Genomic DNA, 16935 nt, shown 5'->3' with positions numbered 1-16935 from the left:
CCGTGTCATAAATCAATGTGGGGTGAAATCGGGATGTTCGAAGTACTGATTACAAGAAAAAAAGAAGTCCGCATCCGGTGTGGAAAAGATGAATTGCAAGGCGTTATTTCGCAGTATTATCCGGAATTTCAACTCATCAAAATAAATAACATTATGATTCCTATAGGGCTCATTGAACAAATCGAAATCATGAAACCCGATGAACCTACTAAGAAGCCCCTCTATGGTGGCCTCAGAGAACATCGTTCACTCCATTTGGTCGCTCGAGCAAGCTGTTCGAAGTAATTGGAAGCCAGACGTAGATGGATCCCAAATGAAACAATAAAGGCTGCTCCTGCAGGTCTATGACCTCGGGAACAGCCTTTTCTTATACGAATGACCGATGCACGTTCATTACACGATCCGTTTACGCAGTGTGCCTGAGATGTAATCAATGATCGAGACTGTGATAATAATCCCAATCAGGATAATCCCTACCCGCGGCCACTGTCTGGCATTAAGCGCGAAGATCAGCGGTGTCCCGATACCTCCAGCACCGATGACCCCCAGCAAAGTCGCCGAGCGAACATTGATTTCAAAACGGTACAGCGTGTACGAAATGAAATCTGGGATGACCTGCGGAATGACGGCGAACGACATTCGCTGCCAGAAGTTGGCACCTACGGCCGTCATTGCCTCTGTAGGCCCCATATCCATGTTCTCAATGGCTTCGGCATAGAGCTTGCCTAACATACCCACGGAATGCAGCCCAAGCGCCATTACGCCCGCGTACGCGTTAGGGCCAACGGCTTTGATAAAGATGAGCGCCATAATGATTTCTGGAATCGTCCGAACAATACTCAAAAACAGCTTCCCTGTGCCCGAAACAGCACGGAAACGGCTCATGTTCGCCGCTGCCCAGAACGCAAAGGGAATACAAACAACAGCAGAGACGAAATTACCTAGATAGGAAATCGATAAGGTTTCCAGCAAACCGCGAAGTAGATCTTCCCCTTCAGGAATATACACATACGCCCAGTCCGGGTGGAATAATCCTTTGAACATCGCCTTCGTCAAAATCCAAGTTGTTGGTTGGAATCCTGTCAATTCAAGTCCTGTAATGGACCAAATGATCAAACCAACAACGACCGCCCAACCGATGTACTTATAGGCGCGTGCGCGTCCTTCAGGAATCGGTTTAGCACTGCCTTTTAACAAAAAGGTACGGAAACGTGTACTCACTAAGTCGATAATCACAACCACAAGCAACGTGTAAATAACGATGGCACAAGATTGATCGTAACGGAACAAATCTAGTGTGTTTTTGAGCAGCAAGCCGATACCGCCTGCCCCAACCAAACCAAGAATCGCTGACGCACGAATACTCACTTCGAATGTGTACAGCAAATGTGCTAGATACGTTGGCGCAATTTGGGGTAACACACCGAAACGGATCAATTTCAGCTTATTGGCACCAACAGCAGTCATCGCTTCAAGCGGACCAGGATCAATCGCTTCTGTTGATTCATAGGAAAGCTTAGAAAGAATACCGAAGGTAAAGAAAATCAACGCTAAGGTACCCGCGGTAGGACCGAAGCCCACGAGAACAGCAAATAAGGCTGCATATAGCAAGTCAGGAATAGTACGGATAAAATTCAAAATAAACCGGGCTGGATAGTACAGCCATGGTGACGTTGTCACATTACGAGCAGCAAGAAGTGCCATAGGGAATGCTAATACGGCTCCAATTACAGTACCAATAATGGACATTTGCAAGGTTTGTGCCATCGGCTTCCAAATATCTGTAAAGAACGCCCAGTCTGGCGGAAACATTTCTCCGATGAATTTGATAATTTCCGGTGTTCCCGAAACTAATTTGGACAACGTAGCATCGGTTTGATAAATACTGCCAATTAAGAACAATACCATGATCGCAAGTATGGCATAAAACTTCGTACGCGAGGGCTTTTTGACAGTTGCTACGCTCATCCCTCCTGCACCCCCAGCAGCTCGTCTTTCTTAGGCGCGCGGCCGTAAATCTCGGAGAACACATCATCCGTCGCATCAGCAACAGGCCCATCATAGACAACCTTACCTGCACGAAGCCCGATAATGCGCGTCGCATACTCGCGGGCTAGATCGACGAAGTGAAGATTGACGACCGTTGTGATGCCTAGGTCTTTGTTAATTCGCTTCAGGTCATCCATAACCTGACGGGTGGTTAGTGGATCCAGTGAGGCCACGGGCTCGTCGGCCAAAATGATCTTCGCTTCCTGTGCCAGCGCTCTCGCGATGGACACACGCTGCTGTTGACCACCGGACAATTCATCCGCGCGGGAGTACGCTTTTTCACGGATATTGACCCGTTCCAGCGCTTTCAGCGAAAGCTCAATATCCGCTTTAGGGAATAAGCCGAACATCGTGCGAAGGGTTGAATGATAGCCCACACGGCCAGAAAGGACGTTGCGAATGACGGTTGATCTTTTGACTAGATTAAAAGTTTGAAAGATCATGCCGATGTCTCTGCGCATCCGGCGCAGCTCAGCACCGTTCGCTTTGGTGATGGATTTGCCATCAATGAGAATTTGACCACTGGTCGTCTCATGCAGACGGTTAATTGAACGAAGCAGCGTGGATTTACCAGCGCCTGATAAACCAACAATAACAACGAATTCCCCGGGATGTATAGTTAGGTTAATGTCATTCAAACCAACAGTTCCATTCGGATATACTTTAGAAAGATTTTTAAACTCAATCATATGCGTCCTACTTTCTTTACTCAGTTTTCGAATTACTCGACAGACTACTTTCAACGAATAGAGGGAAAATCCTTTTTTCTATCATAACCTTTAGAAAAAATTCATATGCCATTGTTCACCATGACAAAAAAAGGGGCCTCAACCGCTTTCGTTGAGGCCAGCATGATCTTATGGATGGTAATTAGCGCCCCAGCGCTCCTCAATCTTCATGCCCTTCCAGACGGCAATCGATATGATCCACGCAATGACGAACAGTCCAACCAGAATAAAGCCCAATGTACCAAAATCAATGTCCTGCAGCCACGTCCAGAACGTGCCTTCCATGCTGAATTCTTCGGAAAGCACCTGACCTAGCTCAATGATGCCAATAATTAAAGCCGCAATCACCGCAAGTGCGGTAACGGTTAAATTGTAGTAAAGCTTACGCACGGGCGTGTGGAATGCCCATTTGTATGCTTTCGTCATAAACATGCCGTCCGCGGTATCGAATAGGCTCATCCCCGCTGCGAACAGCAGCGGCAAGGAGATCACGCCGATAAAAGGGATCGCATCCTTCGCGGCATGTGCCGAAATGGCCAGCAGCGCGATCTCACTCGCGGTATCAAAGCCTAATCCGAACAGAAACCCAAGCGGGTAGACGTGCCAGCTTTTGCTGATGAATGAGAAGAGCGGTTTAATCATCCGTGCGATGAATCCGCGTGATTCCAGCAGCTCTTCAAACTCATTGTCGTCGTGCTTGCCGCCGCGAAACTTGAGGAACATTTTATACAAACTAATAAGAATGATTAAATTGATGACGCCAATTACGACAAGGAAAAGTCCTGAGACGGACGCGCCGATGACACCGCCGAAACGTTGCAGCCAAGGGAGCTCACGCGCCGCCCACGTCACTGAGAACGCGGTCACGATCGACATGATAAATACCACTGAGGAGTGTCCAAGTGAGAAATAAAAGCCGACACCTATCGGGTTTTTCTTTTGCTGAACTAGCTTGCGAACGGTATTATCGATGGCCGCTATATGATCAACGTCAAAGGCATGACGCATTCCTAAGGTATAGGCAAGAAGTCCAATTCCCCAGAAGGCTGGCGATGTTTTGGCAACGGAATAAAGCCCGATTAGTCCCACTACGTGAAGAAGAAGAATGAAAAATACGTACCCTCCCCAACTTTTTCTATCTTGTAGCAACGATTTCCACATCTACGTTTTACCACACCTTTCTCGATTCGTGTTACGATTTACTAATAATGTAGCACACGTGTGCAGGATTTGAGAAGGGTTGTGCGGATTTTTTGTGAAGAAATCTAAAGGAGATCTGCTATAATAGAATCCGTTCCAACATCTTTCTATGAAAAGGAGCTGAGCCGCTATATGTCGCTGGGCAAATATAAGCTGTTTACGGTGCTTGTACCCGTCCTTATTATCGGTGGATTTGAATATATCCGTCATGAATATTTACTTCGTTATTTAACTATGGGCGCTGGTAATTTTACGATTACCGTGATTACGTTATTGCTATCTTACCTTTTTGCTACTTGGATGTTTAATCGGATCGAACGCAGTAATGAGCAAATCCTCCGCAGCGAAGGCCGCAGAGCGGTTTTTGAAGAACGAGAACGATTGGCTCGCGAGCTGCATGACGATTTGGCCCAAACGCTCTTCTTCCTTAATGTGAAGCTGCGGCAAGGGGATATTGAAGAAGCGAAAGCCGCTGTTTCTGAGATCGACAATTCGCTGCGTCAAGCTATCTTCAACCTGCGTACGCCACCTGAAGAAGGGACTGCTTTTACACAACGCATTCATACTTACTTAGCCAATTGGCAATTAGTGTCTGGCATTGAGCTTCGAGAAGATGTGAAAATCGAAGAAAACAGCTTCTCGCCTAACGAGGAGGTTCTGCTCTTCGGCATCATCCAAGAAGCATTCACTAATATTCGCAAACATTCGATGGCGACGGATGCTGCGATTGTTTTGGAAGCAGATAAGGATCACTGGCGCTTGCATATCACAGATAATGGCTGCGGGCTGCTGCAAGATACCGAGAAAAGCACCACGTATGGGATCGACCTGATGCAGAAGCGTTCTGCGGAGCTAGGCGCTGCCTTAGAGCTCAAAACGAGCGATCATGGCTCAGGTACCGAAGTGATTGTTTATGCGGAAAGAGAGGAGAATCCTCAATGACGCTGTCGGACGTACTGCCTTTTCGTATCCTAATCGTCGATGATCATCCCCTAGCCCGCAAAGCCATCCGAAGCATGCTGGAATCCGATCCTGATTTTCTCATCGTTGGCGAAGCCAGCTCCGGCGAGGATGCCATCCGACTCTGTGGCGAAGTTGCCCCTGACGTAGTTCTCATGGATATCCATATGTCTCCGATGGACGGCCTCCAAGCCACACGCCACATCAAGCAAGCTTATGGCGCCATCCGCATCGTTATGCTCACCGTATCGGATGACGTGGCTGATCTCTTCACTGCTCTGCAATTCGGGGCACAAGGCTATCTGCTCAAAAACATGGATCCCGACGAATGGCTTAGCTATCTCCGCGCCCTGCTCGACGATAATTCGGAGGTCGCCCGAGGGATGGCGGATATGCTTTTCAATCGCTTCCGCTCGAAGGCAGGCGCGCAAACGGAAGGTCCTAGCCCGCACATGCTAACTTCTCGTGAGCAAGAAATTACCGCCCATGTCGCGCAAGGCGACAACAACCGGGTCATTGCTGAGAAGCTGCTCATTTCGGAGCATACGGTGAAAAACCACATGAAAAATATTCTCGTCAAGCTCTCCCTTGAGAATCGCGTCCAGCTTACGGCTTTTGCCATCAAGCATGGTTTGACACGCAAATAAGGGGAGCGTTATCAAGAGGTACATTCCGGACAAGTATAGGGACTCAAAAGAGACAATTATCGCATAAAGCTGATAAATGCTACGATTTAGACAAATCTAGTCGAAAAAATAGCCCACTCGAGTCATACTCATCTGCTTGTCTATCAGGTAATATGGACAACATGATAAGAGTTGAATGTGAGAGGGGAATATAATTCCATGTTTAAAAAGTTTATGTTAACGGCAAGCTCCATGATGATCGCTTCCATGCTTCTTGTGGGTATCGCAAGTGCACACGTGGTGGTGTATCCGAAAGATACGACGCAAGGCAGCTATGAGGTATTTACAGTTCGTGTACCATCTGAGAAAGATAGCCCGACGACGAAAGTCCAAGTCAAATTTCCTGTTGATTCCGTAGCTGTGTCTCGTTTCGAGCCAAAAGCGGGTTGGAAGTATGATATTGAGAAGGACTCTGCTGGTAAAATTGCAGGCGTCACATGGACAGCAACTGGCGATGGATTAGCAAGCACAGAGTTTGGCGATTTCAGTATGCAGGGAAAAGTTGCGGATACGGCTACTAAGATCACTTGGAAAGCGTACCAAACGTACAAAGATGGTTCCGTAGTTGAGTGGGTTGGCGCAGACGGATCAGACAAGCCGGCATCTGTCACAACGGTGAAAGCCAAAACCGCTTCTGGTTCTACAACTGATAGTCACGGCAATGTAACGGCAGGCACAGCGGCTTCGGATACGGATTCCGGTTCGAAGACATCCCTATACCTCTCCATTGTTGGCGTGGTGCTCGGGGCATTGGCTTTGATCGTGTCATTGGTTAGAAAACGCGCGTAGTGCGTGGGTAAGATATAAGGAAGGGCTGTTTCGCTAAGTAGATAACTTCTACTTAGCGAAACAGCCCTTTTCTTTGTCAATATAAGGTCTTCGGCGCTTGAGCAGCCTGTAAGTCGATTTTATCGACTTGCGGCTCGGGCTGGCGGCGCTTGAGCGTCCTGTAAGTCGATTTCTTCGACTTGCAGGTCAGCATGCGGCGCTGGAGCAGCATGTAAGTCGATTTTTTCGACTTGCAGATCGACTCGCAGCTATTGGGCTTCCTGTAAGTCGATTTTTTCGACTTGCAGATCGACTCGCGGGGATTAAACATCCAGCAAGTCAATTTTTCGGAGAAACCCCTGGTTCGTACTGAGCAATGGCATTATGGATGCAGGTAGTCGGGAAAACCCACTATCTCGTCATCAGCAATGGCATTAGGCGGGCAGGTAGTCGGGAAAACCGACTATTTCGCCATCAGCAATGGCATTATGGATGCAGGTAGTCGGGAAAACCCACTATCTCGTCATCAGCAATGGCATTAGGCGAGCAGGTAGTCGGGAAAACCGACTATCTCGCCATCAGCAATGGCATTAGGCGGACAGGTAGTCGGAAAAACCGATTATCTCGTCATCAGCAATGACATTAGGCGGGCAGTTAGTCGGGAAAACCGACTATCTCGCCATCAGCAAAGGCATTAGGCGGGCAGATAGTCGGGAAAACCGACTATCTCGTCATCAGCAATGGCATTAGGCGAGCAGTTAGTCGGGAAAACCGACTATTTCATCATCAGCAACGGCATTAGGCGAGCAGTTACTCGGAAAAACCGAGATAATCGACTAGTTCCGTTCGTAAACCCGGAAGTAATACTCATAGGGATTCTTCTCGTTCCGTTCGCCCTGCTCACTGGAGACCAGTGTCCAGGCGGACAAGTCCAAGTCGGACATGTACGTGTCCGCTTCGAACTCGTGCTCAATGAACGTGATATACATGCGATCAACGGTGGAGGCGAACAGCTTGAACACCTCCGCGCCGCCGATCACGAAAAGCTCTTGATCACGGAAAGCTTCTAAGGCTTCTCCCACCGAATGAAGAACTTCGCAGCCTTCAGCACGGAACGCCGTATTTTGCGTGAGAATGACGTTGCGACGACCGGGCAGCGGCTTGCCGATGGACTCGTAGGTTTTGCGTCCCATAAGGATGGGATGTCCCATGGTAACCGATTTGAAAAATTTCAAATCACCAGGCAAATGCCATGGCAATTGATTATTAACGCCAATCGCGCGGTTACGATCCATCGCAAATATAAATGAAATACTCATATTAGGAACACTCCTCTACACAACAACTGGATAGACAGGTTCTTTAAATCGCTATTGGCGCTTTAATCCCTGGTTGCGGGTTGTAATTCAGAAATTCAAAATCCTCGAAGGTGTAATCCAAAATGGAAGCTGGCTTCCTTTTGATAACGAGCGTCGGTAAATCTTGTGGCTCTCTCAAGAGCTGCTTGTTCACTTGTTCCACATGATTCTGGTAAATATGAACATCGCCGCCGTTCCAGATCAGATCTCCGACCTCCAGATCGCACTGCTGAGCAATCATATGCGTTAAGAGCGCATACGACGCCAAGTTGAACGGAAGGCCTAAGAATGTGTCCACCGATCTCATTTGGAACATACAAGATAGACGACCGTTCGCTACATAAAATTGAAAGGCATAATGACAAGGCGGCAGCGCCATGCTATCCACCTCGGCAGGGTTCCATGCACTGACCAAGTGTCTGCGCGAATCCGGATTCGTCTTGATTTGATGAATCAGCTTCTCGATCTGATCGATGACCTGTCCATTCGGAGCCAGCCATGTGCGCCATTGCGCCCCGTACACGCGGCCCAGATCTCCATTCTCGTCGGCCCACTCATCCCAAATCGTAACGCCATTGTCGCGTAAATATTGCACATTCGTGCTTCCACTCAAGAACCACAATAGCTCGTGAACGATGGATTTAATATGCAGCTTCTTCGTCGTTAACAGCGGGAAGCCTTCTTGGAGATTGATGCGCATCTGTCTGCCAAACACAGAAATCGTTCCCGTACCTGTACGGTCACCCTTCTCAACACCTGTATCTAAAACATCCTTTAACAAATCTAAATAAGCTTTCATGATTCCGTTATTCACCTCGTAAATTAGAACTCTTCCTTATTTATTGTTCTATTATAATCATTATCCTTTCCCTTGAACATCATTTGAACATCATTATTTAACATCTGAACTGCCTATTCGACAATTCCTCCCAATTTACACCCGTATACAAGAAAACAAGCATTGTTCATAATTAAACATGAATTACCATCCATTTCCAAGGAGTGATCTCATGTCCAAAAGGATCTTATTTCTAACTGGTGATGCTGTTGAAGTATTGGAAGTGTACTATCCCTACTACCGTGTGTTAGAAGAAGGGTATGACGCTGTTATCGCTGCGCCTGCGAAAAAAGTGCTTCGCACGGTGGTTCACGATTTTGTAGAGGATTGGGAAACGTATACAGAAAAACCTGCACATCTTCTTCCCTCTCATGTCGCTTTCGCCGATGTAGATCCTAGTCAGTTTGATGGACTCATCATTCCTGGCGGCCGAGCCCCTGAATACATACGTTCGAATGAAGATGTTCCACGCATCCTTCGTCATTTCCTTGAAGCCGATAAACCAATTGGCGCGATCTGCCATGGTGCGCTCGTATTCGCTGCGCTGAAAGATAATTCCTTCTTCGAAGGCCGCACGATGACGGCGTATAACGCATGCCGCTTGGATGTAGAAGCACTTGGTGCCACCTACGCCAAAGATACCCTGCATGTCGATGGTAAGCTCGTCAGCGGTCACGCTTGGCCGGATTTACCAGGCTTTATGCGTGAGTTTTTGAAATTGCTATCTTAACATACATATCCAAAAAACGGGACTACCCCAAAAGCAGATGACACTGCTTATGGGTAGTCCCGTTTCATTTTATATAAGCTCCGCAACCATCCGATTCGTCAAACTTCCGAGATGTTCGATTTCAATCGTAACGATATCCCCATCCTTCAAATACACTTGCTTCTCCAGTGGATAGCCTAAAACAACACCTTCAGGTGTCCCCGTTAGAATAATATCGCCAGGCACTAACGTCATATGATGTGAAATGTAACTGACGATTTCATCACAATGGAAAATCATATCTGATGTATTTGAGTGCTGCCGCACCTCGCCGTTTACAATGGTTTTAATGGCCAGATCGTTCGGGTTGCCCACTTCATCTGCCGTTACTACATAAGGTCCGAGTGGGGCGAACTTATCGCAGGATTTACCTAATAACCATTGCTGCGTTCTGACCTGCAGATCCCTTGCGGATAGATCATTCGCGTTGCAATAGCCAAAGACGTAATCGAGCGCATGCTCTTTCGAAACATATTTGGCTGTTTTCCCGATGATGATCGCTAATTCCGCTTCATAATCCACTTTCACCGAAACTTTAGGTAATGCAATGTCTTCGCCGTGGCCTGCTAAGGCGTTATTAAATTTGTTGAACAAGATTGGAAATTGCGGAATCTGTGCGTTCGTTTCCTCTGCATGTCTGCGATAATTAAGTCCCACGCAAATCAGTTTATTCGGATGCGTAACACATGGACCTAGGGTTAGCGTAGACTCTTCCAATAGATAAGCCCCTTGATCTGTATCCGAAGCCAGAACCCGATCTACAAAGGAATGAAGACTATTCAAAGCTTCGGCTCCGCCATCGATAACCTCGTGGATGGTTGTTGGTATGGCTGTTACTTCCGGTACTGCGGAGAGCGCGGCCACTACATCGACTACACCTTGCTCCCTTTTGACACCTAAACGATAGCGGCCTTTATGAATAAATGTGACTAATTTCATGTGCAGTATGCTCCTGACTTTGTATTATTTCTGAACCAGCTCTTTCAATACAGACTCCATAATGTCCAGTGTCGTATCTACATCCTGATCCGTATGCGAATAACTAATATGATTGCGTTTGATGTTCATCGGCATTTTAAAAATGCCTTTCTCGATCAGTCTCTTCCGGTAGGAAACGTACAGTTCTGCGTCATTTTGCTGCAAATCGGTATAGTTCTTCGGCTCGAAATCCATGAAATACGTTGTCCATACGGAACCGAACCCAGCTACATATGCCTCAATACCTAGCCGCTCATGAATGCCCCGCAAGCCGCAACGCATTTTCTCGCCCAAACGGAAAATGTGCTCATGCACAGGCTCGTTCTCCATCAATTCAAGCGTCGCAATCGAAGCGGCCGTGCCTACGGAATGGCCATTATAGGTGCCAGCAAACCAGACATCTCCACCTGGATACGTATTAAAACGCTGCATATATTCACGCTTACCCGCTACAGCTGCGATTGGATAGCCGTTCGCCATCGCTTTACCCATCGTTGTCAAATCAGGGGTAACTCCTGCCACCTTCTGATAACCACCGATGTCATGGCGGAAGCCTGTAATCACTTCATCGAAGATGAGCAGAGCGCCATGTGCGGTACAAAGCTCGCGAAGCCCTTCCAAGAAACCAGGCTGCGGCATCACACAGCCGATATTATGAGGAATGGGCTCGACAATTAACGAAGCGATTTGCCCTTTGTTCTTACGGAACGTTCTTTCCACATCGTCCAAATCATTAAATGTACAGACTAAGGTATTGTCGATCGCTTCATCTAACATGCCAGCAGAACCCGGGTCCCTTTTGCCAATCATATCCCATGAACTAAGCATGTTGCGTGCCACATAATCGTGCCAGCCGTGATAACAGCCTTGGAATTTGATCAGCTTGTTGCGTCCTGTAATCGCCCGTGTCAAACGAATCGCATGATAAGTGGCTTCCGATCCTGAGTTGCAGAAAAGCACTTGCTCCGATGAAGGAACGTGCGTACAAATCTTCCGTGCCAGTTCTACTTCCAAGTCCGTACAACCAACACCATATAAATCCGTTCGCTCAATGGCTTCAATCACCTTGCGATTCACATAAGGATGACTATGCCCCAAAATAATTGGGCCGAATGCGCCCTGATAATCGATGTACTTTTTACCATCTGCATCATAAATATAAGCGCCCTCCCCCTTGGTAAATACCATCATTGGATTCACGTTGCGAATCGACGTATGAACCCCGCCCGGTGCGTATAATTTCGATTCTTCATATAGCTCTGCATTTTTGGACATATCAAATTACCTCCTGTAGATGGTTTACTTCTTGGATGCGGTCAAGCCGAGTATCTCTGGCGTGTTGCGATGAATGATATCTTCAATAATTTGCTCGGGAATGTGCGGCATCTTCGTGCCTTCAACCAAATGGTTAATATTCCGAAACAAGTCGATGGTTTGTTGGGTAGTGAAGAACGGATAATCGGAACCGAATAAAATTTTGTGAGTGACCCCATACTCCATCGCTGAAACAAGCGCATTATAGAACTGCCAAGGTCGTGAACCAAGTGCCGACAAATCCATATACATATTGGCATTTTTACGAACAACGGCAATACATTCATCCACCCATGGGTGGCCCATGTGGGCAATGACCATTTTCAAATCAGGAAAGGCACGAGCAATCGGGTCTAGGGCAGCCGGCCTGGAAGCATCTAAGTACCCTTCAGGTACGAAGGAAGTGCCCTGGTGCCACAGAATCGGCAATCCCAATTCATCCGCCTTGGCATACAACTCAAAATGATGCTGCTCGCCTGGGTAAAAATTCTGATAGATCGGTCCAAGCTTAAGTCCGCTAAGACCATATTCTTTGATGGCTTCCTCCAGCAGACGAGCCGCGCCCGGCCTATTGGGATCGATACTTGCAAAGCCGTACAACCGTCCAGGTTGCTTGGAAACATACTCAGCAACAACGTGATTAGGCACTTGAATGCCCGTAGCAGGAGCGTCAAAAGCAAGCACAATCGCCCCATCGAATGGACGAATGTTGTCTTCATGCATCTCCGGCGTAGCGATGATATCCATGTGCTCCCCCCAACTGCGCTTCACAGCAGCTAAGAAAGGGCCATTGGTTTGACCGGGAAGAAATAAATGGGTATGACAATCGAAAATCATCTTCTGCACCACCTTTTAGCTAAATAATCTAGCATTCTAGTCATGTGTGTTGGCGTTTTATGGCATCGGAAAGAGACCGTACTCCATCCGGCATTCGCCCTATAGAGTCGATCTATTTCACATCTATTCGTAATGAGATTTAGCTAAGGTCTGTTCGTCTCATCTGTACGAGACTCCTTGCGCGACTGCAGCGGAGGCAGTGACTCCTCATCCTCCATGAATCCCTTGGTCCCTTTCTTAAACTCCCGCAAGGTCTTGCCAAATGCTCGACCTAATTCGGGCAGCTTTTTGGGGCCGAACAATACCAGAGCGGTAATAACTAATAACATAATCGTTGAAGCACTAAAATGCGGCACCACATCAATCACCCCTTTTGGATTAAAAAGCCTTAAACCTGTGGTACGTGACTGGACCTCATCTTACAAGGAACTAACGGTAAGGCGCTCTTCGATATGTGAACACAGCACTTCCTCGGTTTCTAAGCCAGCCCAATACATCTTCAATTCCTGATTGATATCAGAAAGTTCTTTGGAGCTGATGGCTAAATCCGTGAAATAGCGGAAGCCAGGAATCGTCTCGCGAAACAAGGAAAATCTAGACGGTAAATAACGTTTTTCTTCCCCCACCCACTCTGCAGCAGCTTTACGTGCAGGGAGCGTGTAGGTATGCTGACGAACGAAGAGTTGGGCCTTATAACTCGTTAAAAATTCGACTAATTTGACTGCCGCATCCTTCACTTGTGACTTTCGGTTGACGGCGAGTCCCGTGTTTAGCAGCATAGTTATCGGTGTACCGAAATGCGGTACAGGTGCAATGTCAAAGGACAATCTCTCGCCGAGCAAATAGTTCAGGTAAAAGTAACTGGTCATGATGATCGATGCTTTGCCTTTGGCCAGAAGAAGCTCCGATTCGCCGGTCGTGATCCCTTCTGATAAAGAAGGAATACTATGCTTCATTTCCCCGCAGTAGCGAAGCGCATCCATCATAGCCGTTCCGGCAAGCTTAAGTCTTCCATCTTCATGCCGCTCGAACTTCCCGCCGGTTTGCAGCAATAGCAAGGGCCAGCGATTGGATGAATACAAGTCGCAGTGAAAGCCGAGTCGTTCATTCGGAATGGCAAGCTTGGACGAATAGGTAATCAAATCCTTCCACTGCCAGCTGCTATCTGGCTCAGGCAGGTTCGCCTCATGGAAATGCTCGCGGTTATAACATAGAATAAGCGGTGAATAAATAAACGGCTGCACCAACTGACGACCATCCGCCACAAAAGCGTCTGATAAAAATGAATATAACTCTGGATTTCGTTCCGTTGGCTCCAGCATGCCTTCCTCGCCGGTTTCCACACATTCCTGGAAATCCTTAAAGTTCATCATCACCACGTCGAGCAGCCCGCTGGACAAGTACTCGCTGATGTAGCTGTAGTTATTGCTGGATGTAGGTACAGCTTGTACCCGAATATGCGGGTTTTCCTTTTGAAAACTAGACAGCAGCCGATGAATATCTGCTTCATCTGTAACGGAGCTATGGAAGCCAAATTTCACGGTTACGAAAGCGCCTTCAGGAGCACCGACAACCTTGGTGCCAACACGTGGGATTTTCTCAATTAATCCCTCTGCAACCAGAATATCCAGCCCTTTGCGCACCGATTGGTTACTTAAATTGAATTCCGCGGCGAACGTTTTCTCCGATGGCAAATATTCACCTACCGGCCGCTTTCCTGTCAAAATATCTTCCCTTAATGTGTTAACGAGTTCACTCAATCGCGTGCGGGACGAGCTGCGAGTTGTCCGATTTTCCATCTATAAACCTCATTTCCATCCGATACACTGACAAGAACAGGAGCTGTGGACTATGCCTGTATCTGCCTTGTTATTTGTATTATAGCAACGATCCACTATCACATGTCAATGTACTTCAGGTTTCACGACATAACCATGAAGGTTGCGCCCTGAAACCCTTAATTCTCTAAGCATCGCATCCTGATCACCTGTCGATCAAACGAGCAAAAAGTTACCCGTACTGTGTTTCACAGTATCGCTTTCTGCCGGCAGTGCCGCGCGGTTGACACCCTCTTCCAGGCAAGACACCATGAAGAAGTACGAGCCGTTTCCGAAGGCGCTATCCACAGCCTCGTACTTCCCACCTGTAAATTGTGATCCGTTCGCTCTGAGCTTATTCAATCCGCCTAGGATCTGAAAATGTGCCGTACTTGCGTCTGCAGCTACACTCGTACAGTTCCCGAAATTCCAGGTGATCACATTCGTCGGATCTACACTTTTCAGAAACGCCTTCTCCGCATTCGTCCCGCTGCATATCGCGCCGCCGTCAATCGTCATCCACTGATCTGGATTATTCCTTGCATTATTAACATCACCAACCTTATCCCAAGCGCCAGTGAATAAGAAGCAGCAATCGACGAGCCCGCCACCCTGCATGATGATCTCACGAGTACCGACCTTGACCGTGCCTCCGACCTGCGGAAGGCCTTTGAACCATGTATTAATGAGGGTAAGCTTATTGATGCTTCCCAGTGTAACCTCTTCGATGTTGTAAAATTCACTGTTAATGATCGTCAATTCACCGTTGCTTGGCGTATAACCGACCTGCGTCGTTCCTGTTCGGATCGGTCGGGCAATTTCGTAGCCCTTCAGCATGCCGAATGAGCAGCTATCGATCATGTTCTTCCTTTTCGCCCGCGAGGAGCCTTTCGAAATCGTCACCATCTCTTGTGCCGTGCATCCTCGCATTTGAAGGCCATCCATGTTCACCCAGAACGAGCCGGAATTCGCCATCTTCACGCCAGGCTTTGTATACGTGACAACCGCATGGCAGTCCTCCAGCGTCAAGTCCGTTAACCGTTTGCTCGCGACGATCCGTGATGCGATGTGCTTCTTGACCGTCACCCGTTTGGCGCTATCTCCCCACGTGGTACCGCTGTTCGCAAACGACAACAAACCGGAATTGTTGATGTACGTCAGATCGTGCTCGTACTGGCCATGTGTAACGAACGGACCATATTCATCACCGTCGCCATGGCAATTCTCAACCATACAATACCCTGCGCATGTAAAATCATTCAAGTGACGCGCATTGCTCGTATTGCAATCTCGAATATGCCCGTAAAGCACGTTGATCTGCTGTGTTAAATAACCAGTGCCGCCCCAGTCGCGTTCCTCGGGGTTCATCAACTGACAGCGCTCCGTCACATAATGCGTGTTATATCTGCGCATGACAACCGGCCAGAACACTTTGCTCGCCTTGATGCCCGATGCGTCGCATTCCACAGCGAATTCGTAAGCGACTGGATTCGATCCGATCTGATCCCACGTCGGGAACGGCCTAAGGCTTGTGCCATTAGGCGGCACAGGTATGCCGATAAAACTCATATTACGCACATTGCACCGGAAGGCAGGATTGATTTTTTTGTAGGTAATGGGACGTCCCTTGGCAAGCAGCCAACCGAGCTTATAATTCAACCTAACGTGGGTGGCATCGAAAATCTCCGTTACTTTGACCAGGTAATCGAGCTCACGCTGGGCACCGCCCGCTGCATTGTTTTTGACCTGGGCGTGCCACCAGCTATCGACTTCAAAGATCGATGAGTCCGCCACTTCAAATATATCTGAATATTCAGATATATCTTCGGTTAGTGTAACGGTTTGTGTCACACCGGTTGCAACCCCTTGGAAAAACATCACAGCACCGAATGGATTGTCCAATGTGTTCAGCTCAATGCCCTCGGTCGTCACGGTATGACCGTGGAAATCAACTTCGATGTCGCTGCGATGGTATACATGGCGCTTCACGAAGTTCAGATCAGAGTGCGCTTCGACACGATGGATCGCAGGGTCGTTGATTAACGCATCCAGAGCGTCATCCGCATTCTGGCTTGCACCAAAAATACCGAACCAGCGGAAATCACCTACGCCATTATGTACAACTTCAAAGCAGCCTTCTCCTTTGGGCGGCTTGCCTCCTTTGGCAGCGTCATTCGACTCGCGTCCATTGCCGCCTTTGGTCAGCTTATGTACCGTTCCGCCGTTGTCAGCCTTCGTGCTGCCGGCTACAAAACGAACCAGCTTGCCGCCTCCGTCACCGCTCTGGTTGTAGCCACCTACGAACACATGTTGACCATCCTTAAGCTGACCTGGCGGGAGTGACTTCAGCTCAGCTACGTTGTTCACTTGCTGTACGCGATCTCCGCGATCACCATCGTCGTCTTTGTATTTCTCGTTATCTGCCGAAGCAAATCGAGGGCCGAGAACGCTTCCTGCCAGCACAGCACCGCCAATGCCTATCGATGCTAATACTTTTCGCCTGCTGATCATATCACTCTTCTTATCGTGTGTCGGATTCTCCTCGTTGCTTACGTTCGTCGGATTCGATTTTCCCTTCTTGTCATCTAGGAAGAACATCGTTCTCAACAACTCCTCTTCGTAAGGGGGATAGA

17 protein-coding genes and 1 pseudogene are annotated in these 16935 nt (G+C 47.9%); 6 read left to right on the top strand and 12 right to left on the bottom strand.

All coding sequences use genetic code 11. The annotated features are described in order from the left end of the window. The first annotated feature begins 33 nt into the window (after window positions 1–33). A complete protein-coding gene (locus A8709_RS31965) occupies window positions 34–285 on the top strand; it encodes a hypothetical protein (protein ID WP_065858940.1) in 252 nt (83 codons plus the stop codon). A 108-nt stretch (window positions 286–393) separates the two neighbouring features. Here the strand turns inward: A8709_RS31965 and phnE (A8709_RS31960) are convergent, their stop codons facing one another. The 4 genes and pseudogenes from phnE (A8709_RS31960) to A8709_RS31950 all read right to left on the bottom strand — a co-directional run bounded on the left by phnE (A8709_RS31960) (window position 394) and on the right by A8709_RS31950 (window position 3938). Next, window positions 394–1197 (bottom strand): phosphonate ABC transporter, permease protein PhnE, encoded by an 804-nt coding sequence (gene phnE / locus A8709_RS31960; RefSeq protein WP_065859359.1) that lies wholly within the window; start codon window positions 1195–1197, stop codon window positions 394–396. A gap of 9 nt (window positions 1198–1206) precedes the next feature. Further along, window positions 1207–1968: pseudogene (gene phnE, locus A8709_RS34330) on the bottom strand (phosphonate ABC transporter, permease protein PhnE); the annotation flags it as partial. Next, a complete protein-coding gene (gene phnC, locus A8709_RS31955) occupies window positions 1965–2738 on the bottom strand; it encodes a phosphonate ABC transporter ATP-binding protein (RefSeq protein ID WP_065858938.1) in 774 nt (257 codons plus the stop codon). The gene phnC and the pseudogene phnE (A8709_RS34330), both read right to left, overlap by 4 nt. A 168-nt stretch (window positions 2739–2906) precedes the next feature. Then, complete coding sequence (locus A8709_RS31950; RefSeq protein WP_065858936.1) at window positions 2907–3938, bottom strand: HoxN/HupN/NixA family nickel/cobalt transporter; 1032 nt, start codon at window positions 3936–3938, stop codon at window positions 2907–2909. A 171-nt stretch (window positions 3939–4109) separates the two neighbouring features. On the opposite strand from A8709_RS31950, the gene A8709_RS31945 reads away from it, so the two are divergent. The 4 genes from A8709_RS31945 (at window position 4110) to A8709_RS34325 (ending at window position 6764) form a co-directional block, all read left to right on the top strand. Then, window positions 4110–4919: a sensor histidine kinase gene (locus A8709_RS31945; protein ID WP_065858935.1), complete on the top strand. Its 810-nt coding sequence runs from the start codon at window positions 4110–4112 to the stop codon at window positions 4917–4919. Next, window positions 4916–5584: a response regulator gene (locus tag A8709_RS31940; protein WP_065858933.1), complete on the top strand. Its 669-nt coding sequence runs from the start codon at window positions 4916–4918 to the stop codon at window positions 5582–5584. The genes A8709_RS31945 and A8709_RS31940 overlap by 4 nt, the downstream gene beginning before the upstream one ends. A gap of 198 nt (window positions 5585–5782) precedes the next feature. Beyond that, window positions 5783–6412 (top strand): YcnI family copper-binding membrane protein, encoded by a 630-nt coding sequence (locus tag A8709_RS31935; RefSeq protein ID WP_065858932.1) that lies wholly within the window; start codon window positions 5783–5785, stop codon window positions 6410–6412. 127 nt (window positions 6413–6539) lie between these two features. Next, window positions 6540–6764 carry a hypothetical protein gene (locus tag A8709_RS34325; protein WP_141692726.1) on the top strand — a complete coding sequence of 75 codons (225 nt, stop codon included), beginning with the start codon at window positions 6540–6542 and terminating at the stop codon, window positions 6762–6764. A 463-nt stretch (window positions 6765–7227) separates the two neighbouring features. Here the strand turns inward: A8709_RS34325 and A8709_RS31930 are convergent, their stop codons facing one another. Then, the gene (locus tag A8709_RS31930) at window positions 7228–7710 is read right to left on the bottom strand and encodes a dihydrofolate reductase (protein WP_065858931.1); all 483 of its coding nucleotides are present in this window, start codon (window positions 7708–7710) and stop codon (window positions 7228–7230) included. Window positions 7711–7753: 43 nt separating this feature from the next. Beyond that, window positions 7754–8548 (bottom strand): thymidylate synthase, encoded by a 795-nt coding sequence (gene thyA / locus A8709_RS31925; protein ID WP_065858928.1) that lies wholly within the window; start codon window positions 8546–8548, stop codon window positions 7754–7756. 211 nt (window positions 8549–8759) lie between these two features. On the opposite strand from thyA, the gene A8709_RS31920 reads away from it, so the two are divergent. Then, entirely contained in the window at window positions 8760–9317 is a 558-nt protein-coding gene (locus A8709_RS31920; protein WP_065858926.1) for a DJ-1/PfpI family protein, read from the top strand. A 69-nt stretch (window positions 9318–9386) separates the two neighbouring features. Here A8709_RS31920 and A8709_RS31915 read toward each other — a convergent pair whose 3' ends face one another. From A8709_RS31915 to A8709_RS31890, 6 genes are all read right to left on the bottom strand, one after another. After that, window positions 9387–10295: a fumarylacetoacetate hydrolase family protein gene (locus A8709_RS31915; RefSeq protein WP_065858924.1), complete on the bottom strand. Its 909-nt coding sequence runs from the start codon at window positions 10293–10295 to the stop codon at window positions 9387–9389. Window positions 10296–10319: 24 nt separating this feature from the next. Next, the gene (locus tag A8709_RS31910) at window positions 10320–11609 is read right to left on the bottom strand and encodes an aspartate aminotransferase family protein (protein WP_065858922.1); all 1290 of its coding nucleotides are present in this window, start codon (window positions 11607–11609) and stop codon (window positions 10320–10322) included. Between the two features lie 24 nt (window positions 11610–11633). Next, the gene (locus A8709_RS31905) at window positions 11634–12485 is read right to left on the bottom strand and encodes an amidohydrolase family protein (protein ID WP_065858920.1); all 852 of its coding nucleotides are present in this window, start codon (window positions 12483–12485) and stop codon (window positions 11634–11636) included. A 143-nt stretch (window positions 12486–12628) separates the two neighbouring features. Then, window positions 12629–12841, bottom strand: a complete 213-nt coding sequence (locus A8709_RS31900; protein WP_279615909.1) for a twin-arginine translocase TatA/TatE family subunit — start codon at window positions 12839–12841, stop codon at window positions 12629–12631. Between the two features lie 63 nt (window positions 12842–12904). Beyond that, window positions 12905–14284 carry an extracellular solute-binding protein gene (locus tag A8709_RS31895; protein WP_065858918.1) on the bottom strand — a complete coding sequence of 460 codons (1380 nt, stop codon included), beginning with the start codon at window positions 14282–14284 and terminating at the stop codon, window positions 12905–12907. Between the two features lie 195 nt (window positions 14285–14479). Next, window positions 14480–16909: a peptidase C14 gene (locus tag A8709_RS31890; RefSeq protein WP_141692725.1), complete on the bottom strand. Its 2430-nt coding sequence runs from the start codon at window positions 16907–16909 to the stop codon at window positions 14480–14482. Between the last annotated feature and the right edge of the window lie 26 nt (window positions 16910–16935).

The organism is Paenibacillus pectinilyticus (assembly GCF_001700435.1).
GTDB classification, from domain to species: Bacteria; Bacillota; Bacilli; order Paenibacillales; family NBRC-103111; genus Paenibacillus_E; species Paenibacillus_E pectinilyticus.
This window is presented reverse-complemented; position numbering and strand designations above follow the sequence as displayed.